Genomic DNA, 24,086 nt, shown 5'->3' with positions numbered 1-24,086 from the left:
GGGCCGGTCGGGCGGTGGGACGAGATCTCCTCGCAGCCGCCGGGCACGAAGCACCAGCTCCAGTTCGAGGCGGCGGTCCGGGTCGTCCAGGTCCTCGCCCCACAACTCACGGAGCTGTTTCAGCCGGTAGCGCACGGTCCGCGGGTGGACTCCGAGCCGGGCGGCCACCTCCGTGGCGCCCCCTCGTGTTTCCAGCCGGGCCGGCGGGGTCTCGGCGAGACGGCGGGCGTGCGGTCCGTCTCGCTTCGCAAGGCGGCACCCCGGGGCGCCCGGACGAGGCCGACCCCCGGCTCTGCTACCGGTGTCCCCCTGTCCGGCCGCACGGCGCAGCCGGGGCCGCAGGGTGGACGGCAGGCTCAGCCGGCGCGGTCCGCGGCCCGGCGCAGCGACTCCACCAGCGGCCGCGCCCGGTACGGCACCCGCTCGCGCAGCGCGACGTCCGTGCGGGTCCGCACCACGCCCGGGAGCCGGATCAGCCGCTGGATGACGTCCTCCAGGTGGCCGTTGTCGCGGGCGACGACACGGGTCAGCAGGTCTCCGCCACCGGTGACCGAGAACGCCTCGATGATCTCCGGGATCTCCGCCAGGGCGTCGCCGACGTCCACCAGATGCCCCTGGGTGACCTCGATGTGGACGAAGGCCAGCACGGGATGGCCGAGGGCGGCGAACGACAGCCGGGGCCCCTCGTCGTGGATCACCCCGTCCCGCTCCAGCCGGTCCAGCCGGGCCTGCAGCGTTCCGCGGGCCACCCCGAGGATCCGGGCGTACTCCCGCACACTCGTCCGCGGCTGCTCCAGCAGCAGTTCCAGGATGCGGGCGTCGAGCGCGTCGGGGGCCTTCGGCGAAGCCATGGGCCGCGGATCCCTTCCGGTCGGTGACGGAGCCCGCCGACTGTACCCGCCTGCCGCGGGCGGGGGCACGGACCGTCAGCGGCGGGCACTCAGCGGGGCCGCGCCGGGTCGGCCCGCCCTCCGGGCCACGGCGGTCCGGCCGGGAGCCTGCCGCCCTGTGCCGCCGCGAGAGCCGGACGCCGGGTGCCGACCCGGCCCAACCCGTCCGCCCGCAGGGGGAACGCGACCTGCACGACGAGACCGCCGCCGGGCCGGGCCCGGGCGGCGAATCCGGCATCGTGGGCGATGGCGATGGCCCGGACGATGGACAGGCCGAGACCGTGGTGGCCGTCGTCGGCCGTCCGGCCGAGCCGCTGGAACGGCTCGAACAGCCGCTGCACCTGCTCCGGCGGTACCTCGGGCCCGGTGTTGGCGACCGAGACCAGGGAGCGTCCGGTCGCGGTGCCGGTCGTGATCTCGACCAGCCCGCCGGGCACGTTGTAGCCCATGGCGTTCTCGACGAGGTTGGCCACCAGCCGCAGGACGAGGGCCGAGTCACCCGTGGCGGGCGCCGGTTCGAGCGCCGTCCGCACCCGCAGCCCCCGCCGCTCGGCCTCCGGCCGGGAGGTGTCCGCGACCTGCCCGGCGAGGACCGAGAGGTCCAGTGGCTCGCGGTGCTCCAGGCCGTGTTCGCTGCCGGACAGGGTGAGCAGTGACTCCAGCAGGCGCGCCTGCTGTTTGCTGATCTCCAGCAGCCGTTCGAAGTTCGACCGGAACGACTCCACGGTCGCTTCCCGGTCGATGAGGGCCTCCTCCAGCAGCGCGTGCTCCAGGGTGAGCGGAGTGCGCAGCTCGTGCGCCGCGTTGGCGACGAAGCGCTTGTGCGAGTCCAGTGCCGTCTCCAGGCGGCCGAGCAGCCCGTCGACCGTGTCGGCGAGATCCTTCAGCTCGTCGGCGGGCCCGGTGACGCCCAGCCGCGCGTGCAGATTGCGGGCGGAGATCCGCTGGATGGTGCCGGTCATCGTCCGCAGCGGCCGCAGCACCCGCCCCGCGACCAGCCAGCCGAGCAGTATCGAGATCACGGCCGTGATCGCCAGCGCTATCCCCGACTGCACCAGCAGATGGTGCATCTCCGCCTGGTGCTGGCGCAGCGCCTGGTCCCGCAGCTCGCGGGTGACGGCGTCGAGCAGGCCGGAGGAACCGCCGTCCGGGCGGCCCAGGGTCAGACCGCCCTCACCGCCCGGTACCGGCAGGGTGCCGGTACCCGTCCGGGCGAGGACGTACTTGGCGGGGGAGTGACTGACCAGCAGATACGTGATCGTGAGCAGGACCACGCCGGAGGCCACGAACAACACCCCGTACAGCAGGGTGAGGCGGACGCGGACCCGGCGGGGCAGCAGGCGGCGGACGGCTGAGGTGAGGGACGGGGGGAAGCGCGGAGGACGTCGCATGGGCTCCTCAGATCCGGTAGCCGCCCCGGGGAACGGTCTCGATCACGGGTGGATTGCCGAGCTTCGGACGCAGGCGGTTGATCGTCGCCTTGACCGTGGTGGTGAACGGATCGGTCGCCTCGTCCCAGACCCGCTCCAGCAGTTCCTCGGCCGACACCACCCGGCCCTGCGCGGCGAGGAGGTACTCGAGCACCGCGAACTCCTTCGGGGTCAGTGCGAGGCGCTCCCCGGCGCGGGTGGCGATCCGCTGCGCGGGGTCGAGCCGCAGATCGCCGTGGACCAGGACCGGGGGCAGCGCGGGCTGCGAGCGCCGGGCGAGGGCACGGATGCGGGCCACCAGCTCGGCGTAGGCGAAGGGCTTGGGGAGGTAGTCGTCCGCGCCGATGCTGAGGCCCTCCACCCGGTCGGCGATCGTGCCGGACGCGGTCAGCATCAGCACCCGGGCCTGCGCCGGCTGGGCCGCCAGCTTGCCGCACACCTCGTCCCCGTGCACACCCGGCAGGTCCCGGTCGAGCACGACGACGTCGTAGTCGACCACCATCGTGCGCTCCAGCGCGTCCGAGCCGTCGTGGACGACGTCGACCGCCATCCCCTCCCGGCGGAGGACCCGGGCCACTGACTGTGCGAGTTCGGTGTGGTCCTCGACCACCAGCACTCTCATCGCCCACCCCCCGTACGACGCGTCACGGCCGAAGGGCGGGGCCGCCGGAAACCGATCATGATGGAGCAGACTGCCCGATCGCAGGTCACACACCGGTCACAGCATCCGGTGGCGGGTCCCCGGCCACCCGTCGCTCCGGGCGGCGGCGGCCTGCGGGCTGCCCGTCCTCGCGGCCCCGGACGGCAGCCTACCGCCGGCGGCGAGACCCCGTGCGGGGTCCGAGGCCATTTCCCGGTCACAGACTTTCGGACCGCGGTGTGACCGCCCACCTCGTAGACAGGATCCGCAACGCACCACCACACCCGGTTCCGCGACGAGGAGTTGGAGGCCGTGGATACCCAGGGGCAGAGCCGGCAGGGGAAGGGCGGGGAGAGCGGCCGGCGCGCGGCGCCGGTCGCGCCGGGCGGTGTGCCCGTGGGGCGCACGGAACGGTCCACGGCATGACCGCGGGCTCCCTGCTCCCCGTTCTCGTGGCGGTGGCCGTGGCGTTGGCGGTGCTGGTGGCCCTGGTCTCCGGCGGCGCGGCCGGGGCGCGCGGGCGCGGTGGCCCGGGCGCCCCGCATCAGCCGCACCGGCTAGACCGCGTTCAGCTGGTCGCAGGTGCTGCCGCCGCAGGGTCCCCCGGCTCCGTCCGGCGCCCCGCCCGGGGTGAGCTTCCCCGCCAGATCCGCCCGGCGCTGGACGGCGAGCTTGCGGTACGCCCGGGTCAGATGCTGCTCGACGGTGCTGACCGTGATGAACAGCTTGTCGGCGATCTGCCGGTTGGTGTGCCCGCGGGCGGCGAGCGTCGCCACCCGCAGCTCCGCGTCGCTGAGCTCGACGTGCCCCCGCCGGGGGGCACCGGACGGCTCCGGCCGTCCGGCCGGAAGGGCGCCGGCCGCCGCGGCCACCCGCGGGGCGGGGACGCCGCACTCCCGCGCGAGCTGCTGTGCCCGGCGTGCCAGCGACCGGGCCCGGCCGCGCTCCCCCAGTTCGCGGTGGGCGCGGGCCAGATCGTCCTTCACCCGGGCCAGTTCCAGCCGGTGACCGCGCTCGCGCAGGATCTCCGCGGCCTCCTCCAGGAGCGGCATCCGGTGCAGCGGGTCGAGCGTCCCGGCGAGCACCCGCAGGGACACCCCGCGGGTCCAGGCGCGCCCGGGGCCCACCATGGCCAGCTGTTCCTCCGCCAGGGCCCGGGCCGTGGCGGCGTCACCCAGCGCCAGATGGCCCTGGGCGGCATCCGTGCGCCACGGCACCAGCGCGGGCAGGTCGAACCCCCAGCGGGCCATGAGGTAGCCGCACCGGACGAAGTCGTCGAGCGCGGCGTACGGGCGCCCGGCGGCGAGGTGGTGGAAGCCGCGCGCCCGGAGATGGAGCAGGCCGTCGGGCGTGTGGAACGCCGGGTCCGGCACCGGGACGCCGAGCGGGCCGGCCGCCTCGTCGAGCCGGCCCATGGCGGTCTCGGCGTGGACGACGGTGGCCACCGGGCCGGCGACGGCCACTCCCCATCCCTCCGGGGGGACCAGGGCGAGCGCCGAACGGGCCGACTCCGCCGCGGCGGCCAGCCGTCCCAGCCTGAGGTCGATCCGCGCCCGGACGGAGGCCAGCAGCGCCTGCCACATGGGGGCGCGGCGGGCGGCCGCTTCACGGGCCAGGGCCTCGCACCAGAAGGACGCCCTGTCCAGGCGGTCGGTGAGCACGAGGGCGTTCAGGGCGACGACGAGCGCCGTGACGGTGTGGTCGTCCAGCCGGGTGCCCTGCAGGATCTGCTCGGCCCCGGCCACCGCGTCCTCACCCGCCCCGTCCAGCACCGCCCTCATCAGGTTCGCGGCCCGCTGACGGGTGGTGCGCGCCGGGACGGGATCCCGGGGCCCCGCACGGCCGGGCCGTACCCGGACCGGGGCGGTGAACCCCGGGAAACCGTGCACCATCCAGCGCCGGATGTCGTCGGGCCCGTACCGGCCGCCGCCCTCGGTACGGCCGGGGGCGCGGCTCCGCTCCACGGCGCCGAGGACGTCCAGGGCCCGGTCCACGTGACCGAACCAGAGCAGGTGCCCGACGAGTTCCTCGGTGTGCCGGGGACCGAGGCGGCCCTCGAGCGCGGCGGTGGTGAGCTCGGGCAGGTGCTGGGCGGCGGTGGCCGGGTTGACCCGCCATCCGGCCCGGGTCATCGCGGCCCGGATGGCCGGGGACCGCTGCCCGTCGGCGCAGGTGTCGCGGGCAACGCGGAGGCACGCGAGGGCCAGGTCCACCTCGTCGCCGTCCAGGGCCCGTTCGGCCGCCTCCAGGAGGGTGGGCAGTGCCCAGGGCGCGTCGACGGGCTCCGCGAGGATCAGGTGGCGGACCACCGCGGTCGCCGCCTCGCCGTGCTCGTGGAGCACCTGGGCGGCGCGGGCCTCCAGCCGGGCGCGGTGGGCGGGTTCCATGCTCTTCAGCGTCGCCGCCCGGCCCGCCTCGTGGCGGAACCATCCGGTACTCAGCAGTCCGGTCTCGGTCAGCGCACTCAGCCCGCGCCGGGCCGCTTCGCGGCTGACGCCGAGCACTTCCGCCACCAGTTCGGTCCGCGAGGCCTGCGGCCCGAGCACCGCCAGAGCCCAGGCGGTCCGCCGGGCCGATACGTCGCTGCGGTACAGGCAGGTGGTGACGGCCTGTTCGAAGGAGTCTCCGGGCACCGGGGGGACGGACCTGCCCGCGGTCCCCGCGGCCGAGGCACGGTGGTCCTCCAGCAGCGCCCGGGTCAGCAGGGGGTTGCCTCCGCCGAGCCGGTGGAGGTCCGGGACGGGCGGGCACGACCGCCACCCGGACCGGCCGTAGGCGGAGACCATTTCGGCGACTCCCCTCCGCCGGAGCGGGCCGAGCCGGATATTCCGGCACCCCGGCAGGCGCAGTAATTCGACGTGCAGACGCCTGTTCCCGGTGGGGTAACCGCTGTTCTCCCCCAGGAGCACCAGAATGCGCGCGGCGTCCAGCCGGCGGGCCAGGTACTGAACACATTCCAGTGAATAGGTGTCGGCGTGGTGTACATCGTCGATTCCGATCACCACCGGCCTTTCCCTTGATTTTTCCAACAGGATTCCGCAGAGCTGGGGAATCGCGTTCCGCACCACGGCGGGCAGTCCGCCTCCGGCCGGCCGCGCCGGCGCGGTCACCGTGACCAGGTCCAGCAGCCGTGCCGCCCGCTGGGCACCGGGGGCCGGCAGATCGGCGCCGAGCAGCAGCTGTCCCATCACCCCCAAGGGCAGGTCGCGCTCCACCTCCGACGCCGTGGCCTGCAGAAAGAGTGCACCGGCGGCGGTCGCCCGCTCGCCGAAGGCGCGCAGGAGCGCGGTCTTCCCGGTGACCACCGCGCCGCTGACCAGCAGCACTCCGCCGTGCCCGGCCACACAGGAGCCGAGCATGTTCTCCATGATCGATAATTCCGCACCGCGATCCACCAAGTCCATGAGCCGACTTCTCCCCCGCACGGCTGATTCTTGGAGTGTCCAGATGGCGAGCCGGTTCCTCTTTCGGCCCGTACCGGCCACCTGCGTGATGATTCTGCCATATCAAAAAATCGTTCACCAGGATATTTGCCCAATGGTGCGGCATGGCCGTTATAAAGACGTCAAGCGTGATCGGAATTGCGCGTACCGTATCGGCCGGGGCCTGTTCTTATTGCGAGACGGAGGCCAATCGACCGCCGAAAGCGATGCACTGCTCGATATCCGGACGGGCGGCGGAGTGGCGGGCCGGCCGGCGCTGCCGTGCCCGCTCTCCGGCTCCGGACCCGCGGTCGCCGGACCCGCGCCCGGCACGCCCGGGAGGACCGTAACCGGAATCTCCGGAACCCCCGGGGTCACCGCTGCGCGGTGGCCGTCACGCAGGCGCTCCCGCCGCCGCCCGCCCGGCCGCCGCCCGCTCCGGCCGTGGCGCGATTCCCGTTCCTCCGGGTCCCCGCGAGCGCCGGCCCCTGCGCCCTCCGGAGTGAGCGCGTACGGGAGTGTGAGAACACGGGGAGGAATTCCGAATTCCGCCCCGCTCCTCCTCCCCGGGGCTGTGTGCGGGCGGCGCCGAATACGCGGCGCGGCGGTGTGGTCCGCTCCGGCGGGAATCCGCTCGTGCGGAAAGGGGGACATGCCCTTCCGGTCCGCCGGTCGATACCGCTGTGCCGGCCGGCGGCCGTCGCGGGGCCCGGGCGGAGCGCGCCGGGGCGCGTGCCCCGGGGACATTTCCCGGGCCGGAGCGGCGCTTTCCCGGTGGAGCGGCGCGCCGGCTGGGGTGCCGGGGCGGGGACCGGTAGGGGTCGGTAGGGGTGCCCGGCCCTCCGTGGGCTCCGTGGATGAGGGGTACCAGGCCGGAAAGGGCGTTGTTAGGGTGAGCGTGCTCCGCTCGGGGAAAACGTTCCGCTTCACGGGAACGGAAACGAGCTGAGGGGAAAGGAATGGGGGATGGACACCGGCGGGAGGAATTCCGCCGCGGGACAGGGGGACCGGCTTCGCGGACACCGTGATCGGTGGTGTGGGGAAAGCATTTCCGCACACCCGGTACCGCCGGAGAACCAGCGGTCCGGTCGCCGGAGCGCGCACCGCGTTCCCGGTCCCGGCGGACGGCCGGCGACGGAGGACGGACGCGGCGCCCGCCGCGGTGGCGGTACGGAAGCGGAATCCGTGGCGGCCGCAGGACCGGCCGGTGCCGCCCGGTGGCCGGGGGAGCGGACGGGCGGGATCCCGTCCCGCGGGCGGTGTACCGCTGACCGGCGAACTCCGTACCGGGACCTGCCGGTTCCGGCCACGGCCGGGCCACGCGGTGCGGCAACGCGGAAGCCGGGCTCCGCCGGGAGGCAGGGACGCCGTCCGGCTCCGGAACGGCGGGCGGCGACGCCGCCCCGCCGGCCGGAGGGAGGCCCCCGCGATGCGGTGTGCGGCCCGGGGGCCGGCGTACCCGCGCGACGAGTGAGATCGCAACACGAGGGGGAGTTGGGTTGGCACTGACCGGGCACGCGCAGATCGACCAACTGATGGTCGTCGAAGTCGAGATCAGCTCGCTGTCGACGGCCGGCTCGCCGCGGACCTCCGGAGCGGATCCGGAGCACGTGGAAACGCTGGCGGAGGTGCGGACCCCGCTGCCGCCCATCACCGTGCACCGCTCGACGATGCGGGTCATCGACGGGCTGCACCGGGTACGAGCCGCCGAACTCCGGGGGCAACGCAAGATCGCGGCAAGGTTCTTCGAGGGGGACGAGGCCGATGCCTTCGTCCTCGCCGTGGAATCCAACGTCACCCACGGTCTGCCGCTGACGACGGCGGACCGGAAGCGCGCGGCCGGGCGCATCATCGCCTCGCATCCGCAGTGGTCGGACCGGATGATCGCCTCGGTCACCGGCATCGCCCCCGGAACGGTCGCGGAGATCCGCAGGCGCCGGCCCGAGGGCCGGGTCGGCGAGGTGAGCCGTATCGGGCAGGACGGCCGGGTCCGCCCGGTCAACGGGACCGAGGGCCGCAGGCTGGCCAGCCGGCTCATCGCCCAGGACCCGAGCCTGTCGCTCCGTCAGGTCGCGCGGGCCGCGTCCATCTCCCCGGAGACGGTCCGCGACGTACGGAACCGGATGATGCGCGGCGAGGATCCGCTGCCGGGGCCGCGGCGCGGGAACGGGAAGCGGGCGAGCGGCACGGAGGTCCCGGCCGCGGGCCGGGGCGGACTCCGCCCCGCCGCGGTGGCCTGCCGGAACCCGGTCCAGGACCGCGCGGCGGTCCTGGACCGGCTCAGGGCGGACCCCGCGCTGCGGTTCAGCGAGACCGGGCGCACCTTGCTCCGGCTGCTCACCGTCCACATGATGAGTCCCGAGGAATGGGACGCGATCATCGAAAAGGTTCCGCCGCACTGCGGTGGCGTCGTGGCCCGGCTGGCGGGCGAATGCGCCGAGATGTGGGCGGAGTTCGCCCAGCGGGTCGAGCGCAAGGTCGCCGAGACGGCATAGCCGTCCGGGTGTCCGAGTGAGAAATCTGCCCGGTTGGACAGCGGCGGCGGGCATCCGGGCGGGCGCTCCGCCCGCCCGCTCCGCCCGTCCAGCGGGCGGGACTTGCACCACTTCCGGGGCTCTGAGAAAGTCCCTCAGCGCGGCGCCGTCCATCTCACAGCACCGTTTTCCGGTGGCTGCGCCCGCGGAATTCCCTCCGTCCCACGGAAAAGCGCGACGTGCGGCATCCGGCCCCCCGGACCGATAATCCGGGGGGAATGCACGGCCGTTCTCACTCTTCGGTCCGGCCGGTCCCACCCGTTCCTCTTTTCGCCGGCGTGGTACGGCCCTGTTCGTTCCGTCTTGTTCTTCCAGCCCGTCCGGCATACCTGGCCGGCGGTAAATGCAGAACGGTATGGTCCTTCGTGCGGGGGGACCGATGGAAGCAATTGATCGCTGTGTTGTTACCGGCCCCGTTCCGGCCCACCGTCACCGCGGACCGCAGGCCCGCGGACCATTCCGTGACATGGCAGCCAAGAGAGCAGAAGAGCCGACGCAGGAGGTTTCCGTCGCGTGTTGATAACCCAAGGTCCTGGTGGCCCCACTGTCGGGGGGCCGCATTCCGCCGCGGCGCAGAAACAGACGCTCCGACCGGGGACCGTGCGCAGGGCGCTGGCTTATATGAGGCCGCACCGGAGTGCGCTGTTCCTGCTGCTGGCCGTCACCGCGGTGGATTCCCTCATCATCGTGTCCACACCGCTGCTGCTGAAGAAGATCATCGATGACGGCATCCTCAGGGACGACATGGCCGTGGTCACGACCATCGCCCTCGTCGTCGCCGGACTCGCCGTCGTCGACGCCTTTGCGCAGCTCGGGCAGAGCTACATCTCCGGGCGCATCGGACAGGGCGTCAGCCACGATCTGCGGGTCGAGACGTTCAAACACGTCCAGCGGCAGCCGATGGCGTTCTTCACCCGGACCCAGATCGGTCTGCTCGCCAGCCGGCTGAACGGCGACGTCATGCTGGCGCAGCAGGCTCTCAGCACCCTGCTGACCTCGGCGACCAGCGTGCTGACCGTGGTCCTCGTACTCGCCGAGATGTTCTATCTGTCCTGGCTCATCAGCCTGATCGCCGTGGGCATGCTGCCGCTGTTCGTCATCCCGGGCATCTACGTCGGACGGCGCCTCCAGCGCTACTCCCGCGAGCAGATGCAGGCCAACGGCGAGCTGGGCGGCATCATCAGCGAACGCTTCAACGCGGGCGGCGCCATGCTCGCCAAGCTCTACGGCCGCCCGCGCGAGGAGGCGGACGCTTTCGAGACCCGGGCGCGCACCGTGCGCGAGGTAGGGGTGGTCTGGACGGTCTACAGCCGGCTGTCGTTCATCTTCATGGCGCTGCTCGCCTCGCTCACCACCGCGCTCGTCTACGGCGTCGGCGGCAGCCTGGTCCTGAACGACGTCTTCCAAATCGGCACGCTGGTGGCGCTGGCCGCTCTGCTCGGCCGGCTCTACGGGCCGATCACCCAGCTCTCCGCCATGCAGTCCAACGCGCTGACCGCGATGGTCAGTTTCGACCGGCTCTTCGAGATCCTCGACCTCAGGCCGCTCATCGAGGAGAGCCCGGACGCCGTGGCCCTGCCCGCGCCGGACGGCGGGCCCGCGCCGGAGATCGAGTTCGAGGGGGTGTCGTTCCGGTATCCGCGCGCCGGCGACGTCTCCCTGGTCTCCCTGGAGTCCAGCGCGCTCTCCCCGGCCGAGCGGGAGAAGGAGACGGCGGAAGTCCTCCACGACCTCAGCTTCCGGGCGCCGGCCGGCAAGCTCACGGCCCTCGTCGGCCCGTCGGGCGGCGGCAAGACGACCACCACCCACCTGGTGTCCCGGCTCTACGACCCCACCTCGGGCACCGTCCGCATCGACGGCCACGACCTGCGCGACGTCACCCTCGACTCACTGCGCGACGTTGTGGGCGTGGTCAGCCAGGACGCCCACTTCTACCACGACACGATCCGGGCGAACCTCCTCTACGCCCGGCCCGAGGCCACCGAGCGGGAACTGCTCGACGCCTGCCGGTCCGCGCGGATCGGCGATCTCGTCGCCTCGCTCCCGAGCGGCCTCGACACCGTGGTCGGCGACCGCGGATACCGGCTCTCGGGCGGGGAGAAGCAGCGGCTCGCCCTGGCCAGACTGCTGCTGAAGGCCCCCTCCGTCGTGGTGCTCGACGAGGCCACCGCGCACCTGGACTCCGAGTCCGAGGCGGCCATCCAGCGGGCGCTGACCACCGCGCTGCGCAACCGGACCTCGCTGGTCATCGCCCACCGGCTGTCCACCATCCGCGAGGCCGACCAGATCCTCGTCATCGACGGGGGCCGGGTGCGCGAGAGCGGGACGCACGAGGAACTGCTGGCGGAGGGCGGGCTCTACGCCGAGCTCTACCACACGCAGTTCAACCGGCCGGGCACCAACGGCACCGGCCCCGACGGCGGGGGACACGCCCGCGAGGCGCTGGTTCCCGCACCGGTTCCCGGGGACGGCGACCTCACGGCCCGTCAGCCGGTCGTCGGAGGCTCCCTCGCCCTGGGCGGAACCGTGCCGCCGGGGGCCGGCGGCGACCTCGTCGTCCGCCGCCATTCCGAAGAGCACTAGCGCCTTCCGGCCGACCGCGGGGCCGGCCGGAAGGCGCCGACGACCGGCGAAGACCGACGAAAAGCAGCGGGCACCCGCTGAAGGGGGAATGATGAACGGCCAGGAGAATTCCACCCTGCCCCTGTCCGAATGCCAGGAGGGAATCTGGCTGGCACAGCGGATAGAGAGCTCACGAGGGCTCTATCACATCGGGCAGCACATCGAAATCCTCGGCCCCGTGGACACCCGGGTCTTCGAACTCGCGTTGCGCCGGGCCGTCGAGGAAACCGACATTCTGCGGGTACGTTTCGTGGAGGATTCCGCGGGCCGGGTTTCCCAGTGGATCGGCCCCCCGCCGGAATGGAACATGCCGGTCGTCGACCTCAGCGGGGAAAAGAATCCGTGGCAGGCCGCCGGGACATGGATGCGCGGCGAGCTGGGCCGGGTGAACGATCCCACCGAGGGCGGACTCTTCGCTCATGCGCTGTTCACACTCGCGGCCGACCGCCATGTCTGGTACCAGCGCTACAACCATCTGCTGATGGACGGCTTCGCCTGCTCCCTGATGGGGCGGCGCGTCGCCGACCTCTACACGGCGATGCTGCGCGGAGCGCCCTTACGGGCACCCGGATACGCCCCGCTCGGCGAACTGCTGGCCCAGGAATCCGCCTACCGTGCGTCCGAGCAGTGCGCACGCGACCGGCGGTACTGGCACGACCGCTTCGCCGACCGCCCGGATCCGGCGGCCGTTCCCGGCCACCGGCCGGCCGCCGCCCCCGGCGGCGTCGTCCGTGCCACGGGCCATCTGCCGCCCCCCGTGGTGGCGGCCCTGCACGCGGCCGCGGCCGGCGCGAAGGTGAGCTGGCCCCGGTTCCTCGTCGCCGCGGTGGCGGCCTTCACCAGCCGGATGACCGGTGCGGACGAAGCCGTGCTCAGCATCCCCGTCGCCGGACGCACGAGCGCCCAGGCGCGGCGGACCCCCTGCACGATGGCGAACATGCTGCCGTTCCGGCTGCCCGCCGGCCCCTCGGCGAACCCGGCCGAACTGGCGCGGGAGGCGGAGCGGGAGGCCACCGGGCTCCTCGGGCACCAGCGCTTCCGGGGTGAGCGGCTGCGCCAGGAGCTCGACTGGCCGAGTGGGGGCCGGTGGCACTTCGGACCCTCCGTGAACATCCTGCCCCTCGGTGCCAACCTGCGTTTCGGGGAGTGCCGGGGGATCGTCCGCGACCTGTCGAGCCGGCGCGTCGAGGAAGTGGGCGTAGTGGTCAGCGGCTGGTCGGACGACCGGGGCATGGCGGTCGCCCTGGAGGCCAACGCGGCGCACTACGACGAGGACTGGGCGCGTGCGGGCCACCGGTCCCTTCTCTCGTTCATGGAGCGGGTGGTCGCGGACCCGTCGGTACCGGTGGGCCGGATCGGTGTGCTGGACGCGGCCGGACACGGGCGGATCGTCGGGGGCTGGAGTGCGACGGCGGGTGAGCCGCCGGGGCTGTCGGTGCCGGAGCTGGTCGCGGCGCGGGCGCGGACGGCGCCGGACGCGGTGGCCGTTGTCGATGGCGAACGGTCCTTGTCCTACGGCGAGTTGGACGGGGCGGCGGGGCGCCTCGCGGCGTATCTCTCCTCGCTGGGTGTGGGGCGTGGTGAGCGTGTTGCGGTGGTGATGGAGCGGTCTGCGGATCTGCTGGTGGCGTTGCTCGGGGTGTGGAGGGCCGGTGCGGCGTATGTGCCGGTGGATGCGGGTTCTCCGGTGGAGCGGGTGGCGTTCGTGCTGGAGGACGCCGCTCCGGTGGTGGTGCTGTGCTCGGAGGCGACGCGGGGTGCGGTTCCGGAGGACGCGGCCGTGCGGGTGCTGGTGCTGGACGACGCGGCTGTGGTGTCCGAACTCGCTGCCGTGGAGGTGCCGTTGTCCGTCCCGGTGGGTGCCGGGGATGTGGCGTATGTGATGTATACGTCGGGTTCGACGGGGGTGCCGAAGGGTGTGGCGGTGCCGCACGGCAGTGTGGCGGCGCTGGTCGGTGAGCGGGAGTGGTCGGTCGGGCCGGGTGACGCGGTGCTGATGCACGCCCCGCATGCCTTCGACGTATCGCTGTTCGAGGTGTGGGTGCCCCTGGCCGCGGGTGCGCGGGTGGTGGTCGCCGAACCGGGCGCGGTCGATGCCGCACGGCTGCGGGAGGGCGTCGCCGGTGACGGGCTGACGGCGGTGCACCTGACCGCCGGTTCGTTCCGCGTCCTCGCGGCCGAGGCGCCGGAGTGCTTCCGGGGGCTGCGCCAGGTGCTGACCGGCGGTGACGTCGTGCCGCCGGAGGCGGTGGCGCGGGTGCGGGAGGCGTGCCCGGAGGTTTCGGTGCGGCATCTGTACGGGCCCACGGAGACCACGCTCTGCGCGACCTGGCACGAGCTGGATCCCGGTGACGTGCTGGGGGAGGTGCTGCCGATCGGCCGTCCGCTGCCCGGCCGGCGCGCCTTCGTGCTCGACGCCTTCCTCCAGCCCGTACCGCCCGGTGCGGTGGGGGAGTTGTACGTCGCCGGGCCCGGCCTCGCCCGGGGCTACTGGGACCGGCCGGGCCCGACGGCCGAGCGGTTCCTCGCCTGCCCGTTCCTCCCCGGCGAGCGGATGTACCGCACCGGTGACCTGGTCCGCTGGACCGGCACCGGCGAGCTCCTCTTCGTGGGCCGCGCGGACGGCCAGGTCAAGCTGCGCGGGTTCCGGGTGGAGCCGGGCGAGGTGGAGGCGGCCCTGGCCACCCACCCGGCCGTCGCGCAGGCGGTGGTGGTGGCCCGGGAGGACCGTCCGGGTGAGCGCCGCCTGGTCGGCTACGTCGTCGCGGAGGGAACCGGCGCCTCGGACGGGACCGGAGCCCCCGACCCGCGGGCCGTGCGCGAGCATGCCGCCGGTGTGCTGCCGGAGTACATGGTCCCGGCCGCCGTCCTCGTCCTGGACGCGCTCCCGGTCACCGCCAACGGCAAGGTGGACCGCAGGGCGCTGCCCGCCCCGGACTTCGCCGAGCGGGTCTCCGGCCGTGCGCCCCGGACCGCCGCCGAGGAGACGCTGTGCCGGCTCTTCGCCGAAGTGCTGGGCCTGGAGCGGGTCGGCGCCGAGGACAGCTTCTTCTCCCTGGGCGGGGACTCGATCATGGCGATGCAGCTCGCCGCCCGCGCCCGCCGCGCCGACCTGCTCTTCACGCCGCAGGACGTCTTCGAGCACGAGACCCCCGCCGGCCTGGCGGCGGTGGCCGCCGCCGGGTCGCTCCCCGTGGAGTCCGGGCCCGCCGGCGGCCACCGTGCGGGCGCCGGCTCCCTCCTGGCGTCCCTGCGCCCCGGCGAACTCGACGACCTGCGGGCCAGGGCGCCCGGCCTGGTGGACGTCTGGCCGCTGTCACCGCTGCAGGAGGGCATGCTCTTCCACGCCACCTCCCACGACCGGGGCCCGGACGTGTACACCAGCCGGCGCATGCTGGCGCTGGACGGGCCGCTGGACACGGACCGGCTCCGGGCGTCCTGGCAGACGCTGCTGGACCGGCACGAGGTGCTGCGCGCCGGTTTCCACCGGCGCGAGTCCGGAGAGACCGTGCAGGTCATCGCCCGGGACGTGGCGCTGCCCTGGCGGGAGGCCGACCTGTCGCACCTCCCGGAGGACGCCGCCCGGGAGGAACTCGCTCGGCTCGCCCGCGCCGAGCGGGCGGAACGTTTCGACCTCGCGGCCGCCCCGCTGCTGCGGCTCCTGCTGGTCCGTCTCGGCGCGGACCGGTACCGCCAGATCATCACCGCCCACCACACGCTCATCGACGGCTGGTCCATGTCCGTCCTCTTCACCGAGCTGGCCGAGGTGTACGCGGCCGGCGGCGACGGGCGGGCGCTGCCGGCGCCGGCCTCGTACCGGGAGTACCTGGCCTGGCTGGAAGGGCAGGACCGGGACGCGGCACGGGAGGCCTGGCGGGCGGAGCTCGCGGACACGGCGGAGCCGACCCTGGTGGCACCCGAGGACCGGGTGAGCACACCGGTGCTGCCGGAGCCGGTGTCCTTCGAGTTCACCGAGGAGCTCACACGCGGCGTGACGGAGCTGGCCCGCACCCACGGGGTGACCGTGAACACCGTCATGCAGGCCGCCTGGGCCCTGGTGCTGGCACGCCTGGTGGGGCGCACCGACGTGGTGTTCGGCACCACGGTGGCCGGCCGTCCCGCGGACCTGCCCGGGGTCGAGTCGGCGGTCGGCCCCTTCATCAACACCCTGCCGGTGAGGGTCGGACTGGTGCCGGAGCAGCCCGTCGCGGAGCTGCTGGCCGGCCTCCGGGACCGGCAGGTGGCGCAGATGGGCCGGCAGTTCACCGGGCTCCGGGAGATCCGCCGGCTCGCCGGCCCCGGCGCCGTCTTCGACACGCTCGTCGTGTACGAGAACCTGCCCCGGACGGCGCGGGACACCGCCTCCCCGGCCATCCGTCCCGTCGGGGAGCCCACGGACATGGGCCACTTCCCGCTGGCGCTGATCGTGGTGCCCGACGAGCGGCTGCGCGGCCACCTCGTCCACCGCCCGGACGTGGTCGGTCGGGGCCGTGCCCGGGAACTGGTCTCCTGGCTGACGCGGGTGCTGGAACGGATGACGGCGGACCCGGCGTCCCCGGTGGGCCGGGTCGGCGTCCTGGACACGGCAGAGCGCGCCCTCGTCCTGGACGCGTGGAACCCCCCGGCCACGGCGGAACCGGACGTGCCGGCACCGGAACTGTTCGCCCGTGCGGCCGCGGCCGTGCCCGGCGCGGTGGCGGTCGAGGACGGCCGCCGCTCCCTGACCTACCGCGAACTCTCGGCGGAGGCCGGGCGCCTGGCGCGCCACCTGGCCGGCGCGGGCGTGGGCCCGGAGACCCGGGTCGGCGTCATCGCGGACCGTTCGGCGGAACTCGTCACGGCCCTGCTGGCGATCTCCCTGGCGGGCGGCGTCTACGTGCCCATGGACCCGGGCCACCCCCCGGCCCGGCTGCGCCTGATGCTGGACGATGTCGCCCCGCCGGTGCTGCTGTGCACCCGGCCCACCCGCGCCCTGGTGCCGGAGGCGTTCCCCGGCCGCATCGTGGTCCTCGGCGAGGCCGGCGCCGCCCGCGCGGCGGCCGGGCGTACCGGCGGTGACGGCCCGGGCGCCTGGCGCCCGCCACGGCTGAGCCCGGCGAACGCGGCCTATGTGATCCACACCTCCGGGTCGACCGGAACCCCCAAGGGCGTGGTCACCTCCCACCGCGGACTGGCCAACCTCGTGGCCGTCCACATCGAGCGGTACGCCCTCGGCACCGGCAGCCGGGTGCTGCAACTGCTCTCGCCCGGCTTCGACGTCTCGATGGCCGACATCTGGCCGGTGCTGTGCGCGGGCGGGCGGCTGGTGCTGGCCCCGCCGGGACGGCTCCACGCGACCGGTGAGGAACTGGTCCGGCTGATGCGCGACCGGCGGATCACCCGCGTCGCGATGACCCCGACCCTGCTGGCACAGCTCCCCCCGGAGGACCTGCCCGACCTGCGCACGCTGGTCCTCGGCGGCGAACCCGCGCCCGAGGACGTGCGCCGGCGCTGGTCGGCCGGCCGGGAGATGTACAACGAGTACGGGGTCACCGAGGCGACCGTCACCTCCACCCTGCACCGGACCCCGGACGGCCCCGGCACGCCGCCGATCGGCCGCCCCGTCGGCAACACCCGGGCCTATGTGCTCGACGGCTTCCTGCAGCCCGTACCGCCGGGCACGGCGGGCGAGTTGTACCTCGCGGGCGCGGGCCTGGCCCGCGGCTACCTGGGGCGGGCGCGACTGACGGCCGAGCGGTTCGTGGCCTGCCCGTTCGTCCCCGGGGAGCGGATGTACCGCACCGGTGACCTCGCGCACTGGACCGCCGACGGCCGGCTCGTCTACGCGGGCCGCGCCGACGCCCAGGTGAAGGTCCGCGGCTTCCGCGTGGAACTCGGCGAGATCGAGGCGGCCCTCTCCGCTCACCCGGCCGTCGAACGGGCCGTGGTCGTGGCCCGCGAGGACCGTCCGGGCGAGCGCCGCCTGGTCGGCTACGCGGTCCCGTACGGGGGTGCGGTGGACGGGCAGTCCCTGCGCGAGCACCTCGGCGGGACGCTCCCGGAGTACATGGTGCCCGCGGCCGTGGTGACCCTGGACGCGCTGCCGGTCACCGGGCACGGAAAGATCGATACGAAGGCCCTGCCCGCCCCGGACCTCACCGGGAACGCCTCCGGACGGGCACCGGAAAGCCACGCCGAGAAGATCCTGTGCGCCCTGTTCGCCGAGGTGCTGGGAGCCGAACGGGTCGGACCCGACGACAACTTCTTCCGGCTCGGCGGGGACTCGATCACCTCGATGCAGCTGGTGAGCCGCGCCCGGCGCGAGGACGTGGTCTTCACCTCCCAGGACGTGTTCGAGCACGAGACCCCCGCGGGACTCGCGGCGATCGCCCGGTTCGGCGACCGTGCCGGGGCCGGCCCGGACCACGGCGTCGGCGAGGTGGAGTGGACCCCCGTCATGCGGCAGCTCGGTGAGCGGGTGACCGGCGGCGCGTTCGCCCAGTGGGTGGTGCTCGGGTCCCCGGCCGGGCTGCGGCAGGATGCCCTGGTGGCCGCCGTGGCCGCGGTCCTCGACACCCACGCCATGCTGCGCCTCCGCGTGCTCCCGGGCGAGGACGGGCCGCGCCTGCTGACCGGCGCACCCGGATCGGCCGACGCCGCGGGCCTGGTCACGCGCGTGGACGCCGCCGGGACCGCGGCCTCCGGCCTGGACGCGCTCGCCGGACGAGTGGCGCGCGACGCGGTGGCGCGCCTGGACCCGGGCGCCGGCGCGGTGTTCCGGGTGGTGTGGGTGGACGCCGGACCGGAGCGGACCGGGCGGCTCGTGCTGGTGGCGCACCACCTCTCCGTGGACGGAGTGTCCTGGCGCATCCTCGCCCCCGACCTGCGGGCCGCGTACGAGGCGGCCGAGGCCGGCCGGAAACCGGGACTCGAACCCGTCGCCACCTCCTTCCGGCGATGGGCCGGCCTGCTCGCCGCCCAGGCCGCCCAACCGACCCGGACCGCCGAACTGGCGTCCTGGACCGCCCTCCTCGACGGCGTCCGGCCGCCCCGCGGCATCGGTGCGCCGGACCCCGTACGGGACACCGCCGCGACGGTGCGCCGCCGGACCCGGGTGGTGCCCCCGCGGCAGGCGCGGACTCTGGTGAGCCGCGCCCCGGCGGTCTTCCACTGCGGTGTGCACGACATCCTGCTCGCCGCCCTCGCCGCCGCCGTCGCCCACTGGCGGCAGGACAGCGGCACCGCGCTGCTCGTCGACGTCGAGGGCCACGGGCGCGAGCCGCTCGACGGCACCGACGTGCTGCGCACCGTGGGCTGGTTCACCGGCGTCCACCCCGTGCGGCTGGACACCTCCGGCACCGACCCGTCCGAAGTGGCGGCCGGCGGCCCGGCGGCCGGCGCGCTGCTGAAGGCGGTCAAGGAGCAGGCGCGCGCGGTGCCCGGGGACGGGCTCGGCTACGGGCTGCTGCGCCACCTCAACCCCGCCACCGGCCCGGTGCTGGCCGGACTGCCGAGCCCCCGGATCGGCTTCAACTACCTGGGCCGCTTCCCGGCCGGCACACGGTCCGACGCGGTGAAACCGTGGCAGATGGCCGGCGAGACGGCGATCGGCGGCTCCGCCGACCCCGGCATGCCGGCGGTGCACGCCCTCGAAGCCGGAGCGGCCGTCCGGGACACCGCCGACGGCCCCGAACTCGTCATCACGCTCAGCCGGCCCGCAGCCGTGCTGGACGACGCGTCGGCCGACCGGCTGGGACGGCTCTGGCTGGACATGCTCGCCGGGCTGGCCGCTCACGCCGTCGACCCCGGAGCGGGCGGACACACCCCCTCCGACTTCCCGCTCCTCGACCTCGCGCAGGACGAGGTCGAGCAATTCGAAGCGATAGCAGCCCAGCTCGAAGGAGGTCTGTCGCTGTGAACTCACCGGCCGCGGCCAAAGGGTCCGCACTCGCGGAGGTCTGGCCCCTCTCGCCCCTGCAGGAAGGGCTGCTGTTCCACGCCGACTTCGACGCCCAGGGGCCCGACGTCTACACCGTGCAGACGGTCCTGGCCATCGGCGGACCCCTGGACGCCCGCCGCTTCCGCGCCGCCTGGGAGACGGTGGTGGCCCGGCACGCCGCGCTCCGCGCGAGCTTCCACCGGCGCAGGACCGGCGAGGCGGTGCAGATCATCCCCCGGGAGGTGACCCTGCCCTGGCACGAGACCGACCTGTCGGACCTGACCGCCGCCGACGCGGAGACCCGGGTCCGGCGGCTGGCCGGGAGCGAGCGTGACCGCCGGATCGACCCGGCGGTGGCACCGCTGCTGCGGCTGCTCCTCGTCCGGCTCGGCGAGGACCGGCACCGCCTGGTGATGACCAGCCACCACCTGCTGATGGACGGCTGGTCCATGCCTCTGCTGCTCAACGAGCTCACCGCCGTCTACGCGGCCGGTGACCAGGCGGCCCGGCCGGCGCACCCGGCCTCGTACCGCGAATACCTGGCGTGGCTCGGCCGGCAGGACAAGGAGACGGCCCGGGACGCCTGGCGGACGGAACTGGCCGGGGCCGACGAGCCGACGCTGGTCGCCGGGCCGGGGAACACGGCCCGGGTCGGGGCGCCCCCCAGAAGAAACGCGTTCCGGATCCCGGAGAAGACGGCCGGTGCCATCGGGGACCTGGCCCGCCGGCACGGGCTGACGGTGAACACCGTGCTCCAGGGGGCCTGGGCCCTGGTGCTCGCACGGCTCACCGGCCGGACCGACGTGGTGTTCGGCGCCACCGTCGCCGGGCGGCCCCCGGAACTGCCGCGCGTCGAATCGATGATCGGGCTGTTCATCAACACCCTGCCCGTCCGGGTCCGGCTCGACGGCTCCCGGTCCCTGCTGGAACTCCTCACCCGGGCGCAGGAGCACCAGTCCGCGCTCATGCCTCACCAGCACCTCGGGCTCGCGGAGATCCAGGGCCTCGCCGGTCCCGGCGCCGTCTTCGACACGCTCATGGTCTACGAGAACTACCCGCGCCCGCCCGCCGCGGAGTCCGCCACGGCCGAGACCCTCACGCTCACCGTGGCAGAAGCCCGCCAGGCCACCCACTACCCGCTGACGGTCGGCGTCCTGCCCGGTGAGCGCTTCCGCGTGGACGTGACCTACCGGCCGGACCTCGTCGGTGAGGAGATCGGCGAGGCAGTGGGCGGATGGCTTGTGCGGATCCTGGAGCAGATGGCCGCGGACCCGTCGGTGCCGGTGGCACGGCTGGACATGCTGCCCGCGGACGCACGCGGGCTGGTGCTGGAGGGCTGGAGTGCGACGGCGGGTGAGCCGCCGGGGCTGTCGGTGCCGGAGCTGGTCGCGGGGCGGGTGCGGGAGGCGCCGGGTGCGGTGGCGGTGGTGGATGGTGAACGGTCGCTGTCGTACCACGAGTTGGGTGCGGCGGCGGGGCGTCTGGCGAGGTTTCTCTCTTCGCTGGGTGTGGGGCGTGGTGAGCGTGTTGCGGTGGTGATGGAGCGGTCTGCGGATCTGCTGGTGGCGTTGCTCGGGGTGTGGAGGGCCGGTGCGGCGTATGTGCCGGTGGATGCGGGTTCTCCGGTGGAGCGGGTGGCGTTCGTGCTGGAGGATGCGGCTCCGGTGGTGGTGCTGTGCTCGGAGGCCACGCGGGGTGCGGTTCCGGAGGACGCGGCCGTGCGGGTGCTGGTGCTGGACGACGCGGCTGTGGTGTCCGAACTCGCTGCCGTGGAGGTGCCGTTGTCCGTCCCGGTGGGTGCCGGGGATGTGGCGTATGTGATGTATACGTCGGGTTCGACGGGGGTGCCGAAGGGGGTGGCGGTGCCGCATGGTGGTGTGGCGGTGCTGGTCGGTGAGCGGGAGTGGTCGGTCGGGCGGGGTGACGCGGTGCTGATGCACGCGCCGCACGCGTTCGACGTGTCGCTGTTCGAAGTGTGGGTGCCGCTCGCCGCCGGAGGCCGTGTGGTCGTGGCGGAGCCCGGCGTGGTGGACGCCCAGCAGGTGCGTGAGCACATAGCCGGCGGTGTGACCGCGTTGCATGTGACGGCTGGTTCGTTCCGGGTGCTGGCGGAGGAGTCCCCGGAGTGTTTCCGGGGGCTGCGTCAGGTGCTGACGGGCGGTGACGTGGTGCCGGTTGCCTCGGTGGCGCGGGTGCGGGAGGCGTGCCCGGAGGTTTCGGTGCGGCATCTGTACGGGCCGACGGAGACCACGCTCTGCGCGACCTGGCACGAGCTGGGTCCCGGGGATGTGCTGGGGGAGGTGTTGCCGATCGGCCGTCCGCTGCCGGGGCGGCGGGTGTTCGTGCTGGACGCCTTCCTGCAGCCGGTGCCGCCGGGTGTGACCGGTGAACTGTACGTAGCCGGTGCGGGGTTGGCGCGTGGCTACTGGGAGGGGCCGGGCCCGACGGCGGAGCGGTTCGTGGCCTGTCCGTTCGTCCCCGGTGAGCGGATGTACCGCACCGGCGACCTGGTCCGCTGGACCCGGGACGGGGAACTCCTCTTCGCCGGCCGCGCCGATACGCAGGTCAAGCTACGCGGTTACCGGATCGAACCCGGCGAGGTGGAGGCCGTACTGGCCGCGTACCCGGGCGTCGCGCAGGCCGTGGTGGTGGCCCGGGAAGACCGTCCGGGTGAGCGCCGCCTGGTCGGCTACGCGGTGCCCGAGGGGCCCGAGGGCGTGGACCCGCAGGCTGTGCGCGAGCATGCCGCCGCGGTGCTGCCGGAGTACATGGTCCCGGCCGCCGTCCTCGTCCTGGAGGCGCTGCCCGTGACCCGTAACGGCAAAGTCGACCGAGCGGCCCTGCCCGCCCCGGACTTCACCGAACGGGTCTCCGGCCGTGAGCCGCGGACGGTGGCGGAGGAGACGCTGTGCCGGCTGTTCGCCGAGGTGCTGGGTGTGGAGCGGGTCGGCGTCGAGGACAGTTTCTTCTCGCTCGGCGGCGACTCGATCATGTCGATGCAGCTGGCCGCCCGCGCCCGCCGCGCGGACCTGCTCTTCAAGGCCCAGGACGTCTTCGAGCACGAGACCCCCGCCGGCCTGGCCGCCGTCGCCCACAGCGCGGCCCGGGAAGCCTCCGCGCCGGACACCGGCGCCGGTGAGGTGCCCTGGACACCGGTGATGCGCGAGCTGGGCGAGCACGCCGTCCGGCCGAAGCTGACGCAGTGGATGACCGTCGGAGCACCGGGGGACCTCGAACAGGACGTTCTGGTGAGCGCCCTGAACGCGGTCGCCGACACCCACGACATGCTCCGCGCCGCTGTCGTGCCGGGCGAGGCGGGGCCGCGCCTGGTCGTCGGGGAACGCGGCTCGGTGGACGCGGCCGAACGGATCGGCCGGGTGGACGCCACCGGGGCGGCGGACGGCGACCTGGACGGCATCGCGGGCCGCGCCGCGCGGGAGGCCGCGGAGGGACTGGACCCCTCGGCGGGCGTGCTGTTCCGGGTGGTGTGGGTGGACGCCGGACCGGACCGCCCGGGCCGGCTCGCGCTGGCGGCGCACCACCTCGCGGTCGACGGCGTCTCCTGGCGCATCCTGCTGCCCGACCTGGAAGCCGCGTACGAGGCGGTCGCGGCCGGGCGGAAGCCGGAACTCGATCCGGTGCCGACCTCGTTCCGGCGGTGGGCCCGCCTGCTGGCCGAGCAGGCGGTACGGAAGGAGCGGACCGCCGAACTGGAGGAGTGGGTCGCACTTCTCGGTGAGCCCGAGGTCCCGCTGGGGCACGGCCCGCTGGACCCGGCGCGGGACACCGCCGCGACCGTGCGCCGCAGCTCCTGGACGGTGCCCGCGGGACCGGCGCGGACCCTGGTGAACAGGACACCGGCGGTGTTCCACTGCGGGGTGCACGAGGTGCTGCTGGCCGCCCTGGCCGGAGCGGTCGCGCACTGGCGGGGCGGCAACGCCCCGGGGCTGCTCATCGACATCGAGGGGCACGGCCGCGAACCGGTCGGAGACGCCGATCCCGCCCGCACGGTGGGCTGGTTCACCGGCGTGCACCCCGTCCGGCTGGAGCTGTCCGGGGTACGGACGGCCGAGGTGCCGGCGGGCGGCCCGGCGGCGGGTGAGCTGCTGAAGACGGTCAAGGAGCAGGCGCGGACCGTACCGGGCGACGGACTCGGCCACGGGCTGCTGCGCCACCTCAACCCCGGCACCGGGCCCGTCCTGGCCGCCCTGCCCCGCCCGCAGATCGGCTTCAACTACCTCGGCCGGTTCGCCGGCACCGGGACCGGCGGGACGGCCGCCTGGCAGCCCGCCGGTGACGCGGCCCTCGGCGGTTCCGTGGACCCGGACATGCCCGTCCTGCACGCCGTCGAGGCGGGCGCCGTCGTCCGGGACACTCCCGCCGGGCCGGAGCTGACCCTCACCCTGAGCCGGCCCGTCGCGCTGCTGGACGACGCCTCGGCCGACCGGCTGGGCCGGCTCTGGCTGGACATGCTCGCCGGTCTGGCCGCGCACACCGCCGACCCGGCCGCGGGCGGGCACACCGCCTCCGACTTCCCCCTTCTCGACCTGGCCCAGGACGAGGTGGACGAACTCGAGGCCGGGTTCGCCGACGACCTTTCGTAACCCGCTCGCAGCAAGCCGCTCTGAGG

Annotated in this window: 8 protein-coding genes and 1 pseudogene; 4 read left to right on the top strand and 5 right to left on the bottom strand. The window is 74.2% G+C overall.

The annotated features are described in order from the left end of the window. Positions 1-15: 15 nt before the first annotated feature. The 5 genes and pseudogenes from E4N63_RS02670 to E4N63_RS02650 form a co-directional block, all read right to left on the bottom strand. A pseudogene (locus E4N63_RS02670) lies at positions 16-237 on the bottom strand (helix-turn-helix domain-containing protein); the annotation flags it as partial. 119 nt (positions 238-356) lie between these two features. Further along, complete coding sequence (locus E4N63_RS02665; protein ID WP_125623169.1) at positions 357-851, bottom strand: Lrp/AsnC family transcriptional regulator; 495 nt, start codon at positions 849-851, stop codon at positions 357-359. A gap of 89 nt (positions 852-940) precedes the next feature. Then, positions 941-2,281 carry a HAMP domain-containing sensor histidine kinase gene (locus E4N63_RS02660; RefSeq protein ID WP_230239790.1) on the bottom strand — a complete coding sequence of 447 codons (1,341 nt, stop codon included), beginning with the start codon at positions 2,279-2,281 and terminating at the stop codon, positions 941-943. Between the two features lie 7 nt (positions 2,282-2,288). Next, positions 2,289-2,942, bottom strand: a complete 654-nt coding sequence (locus tag E4N63_RS02655; RefSeq protein ID WP_125623171.1) for a response regulator transcription factor — start codon at positions 2,940-2,942, stop codon at positions 2,289-2,291. A 575-nt stretch (positions 2,943-3,517) separates the two neighbouring features. Beyond that, positions 3,518-6,364 (bottom strand): AAA family ATPase, encoded by a 2,847-nt coding sequence (locus tag E4N63_RS02650; protein ID WP_230239789.1) that lies wholly within the window; start codon positions 6,362-6,364, stop codon positions 3,518-3,520. A gap of 1,517 nt (positions 6,365-7,881) precedes the next feature. Here E4N63_RS02650 and E4N63_RS02645 point away from each other — a divergent pair. The 4 genes from E4N63_RS02645 (at position 7,882) to E4N63_RS02630 (ending at position 24,060) form a co-directional block, all read left to right on the top strand. Further along, a complete protein-coding gene (locus tag E4N63_RS02645; RefSeq protein ID WP_228430353.1) occupies positions 7,882-8,877 on the top strand; it encodes a ParB N-terminal domain-containing protein in 996 nt (331 codons plus the stop codon). 660 nt (positions 8,878-9,537) lie between these two features. Further along, positions 9,538-11,499 carry an ABC transporter ATP-binding protein gene (locus E4N63_RS02640; RefSeq protein ID WP_230239788.1) on the top strand — a complete coding sequence of 654 codons (1,962 nt, stop codon included), beginning with the start codon at positions 9,538-9,540 and terminating at the stop codon, positions 11,497-11,499. 91 nt (positions 11,500-11,590) lie between these two features. Beyond that, positions 11,591-19,435 carry a non-ribosomal peptide synthetase gene (locus tag E4N63_RS02635; RefSeq protein WP_230239787.1) on the top strand — a complete coding sequence of 2,615 codons (7,845 nt, stop codon included), beginning with the start codon at positions 11,591-11,593 and terminating at the stop codon, positions 19,433-19,435. Then, positions 19,432-24,060 carry a non-ribosomal peptide synthetase gene (locus E4N63_RS02630; RefSeq protein WP_230239786.1) on the top strand — a complete coding sequence of 1,543 codons (4,629 nt, stop codon included), beginning with the start codon at positions 19,432-19,434 and terminating at the stop codon, positions 24,058-24,060. Before E4N63_RS02635 ends, E4N63_RS02630 begins: the two co-directional genes overlap by 4 nt. The last annotated feature ends 26 nt before the right edge of the window (positions 24,061-24,086 follow it).

The sequence above is a fragment of the Streptomyces sp. MNU89 genome (assembly GCF_020982505.1).
Lineage (GTDB): Bacteria > Actinomycetota > Actinomycetes > Streptomycetales > Streptomycetaceae > Streptomyces > Streptomyces xinghaiensis.
Note: the sequence above shows the minus strand (reverse complement) of the source record. Positions and strands in the feature narration are given on the sequence as shown.

What these genes read in the sequence shown, in the direction of transcription:
- E4N63_RS02665 (WP_125623169.1), bottom strand. Translation starts at nt 851, where the DNA reads ATGGCTTCGCCGAAGGCCCCCGACGCGCTCGACGCCCGCATCCTGGAA.
- E4N63_RS02660 (WP_230239790.1), bottom strand. Translation starts at nt 2,281, where the DNA reads ATGCGACGTCCTCCGCGCTTCCCCCCGTCCCTCACCTCAGCCGTCCGC.
- E4N63_RS02655 (WP_125623171.1), bottom strand. Translation starts at nt 2,942, where the DNA reads ATGAGAGTGCTGGTGGTCGAGGACCACACCGAACTCGCACAGTCAGTG.
- E4N63_RS02650 (WP_230239789.1), bottom strand. Translation starts at nt 6,364, where the DNA reads ATGGACTTGGTGGATCGCGGTGCGGAATTATCGATCATGGAGAACATG.
- E4N63_RS02640 (WP_230239788.1), top strand. Translation starts at nt 9,538, where the DNA reads ATGAGGCCGCACCGGAGTGCGCTGTTCCTGCTGCTGGCCGTCACCGCG.
- E4N63_RS02635 (WP_230239787.1), top strand. Translation starts at nt 11,591, where the DNA reads ATGAACGGCCAGGAGAATTCCACCCTGCCCCTGTCCGAATGCCAGGAG.